Source organism: Bartonella sp. CL63NXGY, from assembly GCF_042194905.1.
Lineage (GTDB): Bacteria > Pseudomonadota > Alphaproteobacteria > Rhizobiales > Rhizobiaceae > Bartonella.
The window spans coordinates 1-2,050 of the sequence record NZ_JBHINK010000050.1 but is presented as its reverse complement, the minus strand read 5'-3'; the positions used below and the strand labels follow the sequence as shown (position 1 = coordinate 2,050).

3 protein-coding genes are annotated in these 2,050 nt (G+C 37.4%); 1 reads left to right on the top strand and 2 read right to left on the bottom strand.

The window, feature by feature from the left end:
• Nucleotides 1-76: 76 nt before the first annotated feature.
• A complete protein-coding gene (locus ACFIK0_RS09095; protein ID WP_375654754.1) occupies nt 77-403 on the bottom strand; it encodes a dATP/dGTP diphosphohydrolase domain-containing protein in 327 nt (108 codons plus the stop codon).
• Between the two features lie 574 nt (nt 404-977).
• The gene (locus ACFIK0_RS09090) at nt 978-1,307 is read right to left on the bottom strand and encodes a hypothetical protein (protein ID WP_375627058.1); all 330 of its coding nucleotides are present in this window, start codon (nt 1,305-1,307) and stop codon (nt 978-980) included.
• Between the two features lie 102 nt (nt 1,308-1,409).
• On the opposite strand from ACFIK0_RS09090, the gene ACFIK0_RS09085 reads away from it, so the two are divergent.
• Nucleotides 1,410-1,730 (top strand): helix-turn-helix domain-containing protein, encoded by a 321-nt coding sequence (locus tag ACFIK0_RS09085; protein ID WP_375612651.1) that lies wholly within the window; start codon nt 1,410-1,412, stop codon nt 1,728-1,730.
• Nucleotides 1,731-2,050 lie beyond the last annotated feature (320 nt).

Below are 2,050 nucleotides of genomic sequence, written 5' to 3'. Positions count from 1 at the left end.
AACATCACTCCGCTTAAGAGCAAAACTGAAACCACTGCTATCCATAAAATTTCATTCGAACTCATCTTTATCTCCTTTAATTTTTATGAGGGCGGTCATCATGACCAATCTGTTGTGCTTCGCATTCCATTAAAAAAAGAATGCAACAAGCCGCATGTGCCAAGTGTGATAAATCACTCTCAGCATCCTTATGCTCTCCACCAAACCATGCTAATAAATGACGTAAAGCAGCACCGTGAAACCTGCTCCAGTGCATGCCATTACGCCAATTGTTTGCTCCGTACTTCTTTGCCCCAAACTCTAAAACTTTACCAATTTCAAGCAGTGCCAACGGCGGTATAAGCTCTACACGAGGCTTACCATCATCATTCTTATGCGCTTCATTTGCATTATGTGAACACATATAAACTCTGTCGCCACCATATTCTTCAGTGCCGCAAACATATGCATTTCCATAAATCTTGGCCTTACCATAAACCACGGCATGACCGAACACCTTAGCAGCATCACAAACCTTGGCATAACCACAAACCTTGGCGTTGCCATAAACCTTGGCGTTGCCATAAACATGGATATTATCGTAAACGTAAGCATTACCAAAAACCGCAGCTTCATCACAAACCTTGGCATTGCCAAATACATGCGCATTACCACAAACCTTGGCGTTGCCATAAATCGCAGCTGCTAAAAGAACATTGGCATTCTCATAAACACGGGCATTGTCATAAACATGAGAAAAACCAAGAACCTTGGCATTGCCAAAAACACGTGCATCACCATAAACCCATGCCCTATTCCCAACCCAACAATCACCTTCATGACTTAGGTTGTCTTCTTTCTCTATATAGCCTCCTAAATCACCTGCTTTAACATCACCAAAGTCTCTCAGTGCACGAATGCGGTGAAGTGTTCTGCCATCAAACTCAATTGTTTCATCAGTAAGTTCGTATTTCTTTTCTACAGCCATCATCACCTCCTTAAGGCTGCAAAGTCTCACGCGCGCTATCAACGCCGGAACTTTTTGCAAATGTAGTCATTGGGGGGTGTTGCTCTTGCATTAATCTCTGCAAGCGCTCGGGATAAAAAAAATCTTCTGGACGCAAATCTATCCCATGATCACGTGCGTAGTTCAAAAGCATAATTTGGTATTTAGCTGGAATGATGCCGCCTTTACCCTCTCGCTTTTCAAAAGGGTAAGCCCATTTTCTAATTACAATAACATTGCGATTAACGATATTAGCAACTTTTTTATACCCACCTAGATACTCAATTATGAGTTTTGCGGTTTTCGTATATGTTTTTATCATAGCGATAAAAATACGATATCAAAAATATTTAGTCAATACGAAAAACGTATCATTGTATTTTTTATATTGTAAGGACTTTAAAAATAAGGAATAAACTTAATTATGATTAGGCAAAAAGAGCTAAAAATTTGGATAAAAAAAGAGCTTGATAAAATGGGACGAGGGAGCCAAGCCAAGCTTGCCGCCCATCTTGGTATAAGAAGACCAGCTATATCCAATATGATTAATCTTAATACAAATAGGGAAATGAGAGATATTAAGGCAGATGAGTTAGTTAAAATTATGGAGTTTTTTAAAGATTCTTCACCTATTTCTGGACCTTACTCTGATGATTTTCTTTACTTATATTCACAAGCGAATGATTCTGAAAAGAAGATTGTCGAGGATCTTTTAAAATCTCTGCTCGCAGCAAGAAATTCATAAAAGCTTTTTTTTCACATTCGGTTAATTTATTTAGCATGATGGATAGCTGCTTTTCTTTTATATTTTCTATCATAAGCACCTCATTAACATTAATGATAATAAACAAAATCGAATAGATTTATAAAAATAAAAATACGTTTTTCGTATTTTATCTATTGACACATCGTTACGAAAAACGTATTAATTACTCCATATCTTAGAAAATAACTTTTGCCAATAGGCAGTATGGAGGCATTTGTGAAGAAACCAGTGTTTATAAATTCTGATGAAATTCTCTTAGTGATGTGCGAAAATGAAGAGCAAAATCTCGCTAAATCTGG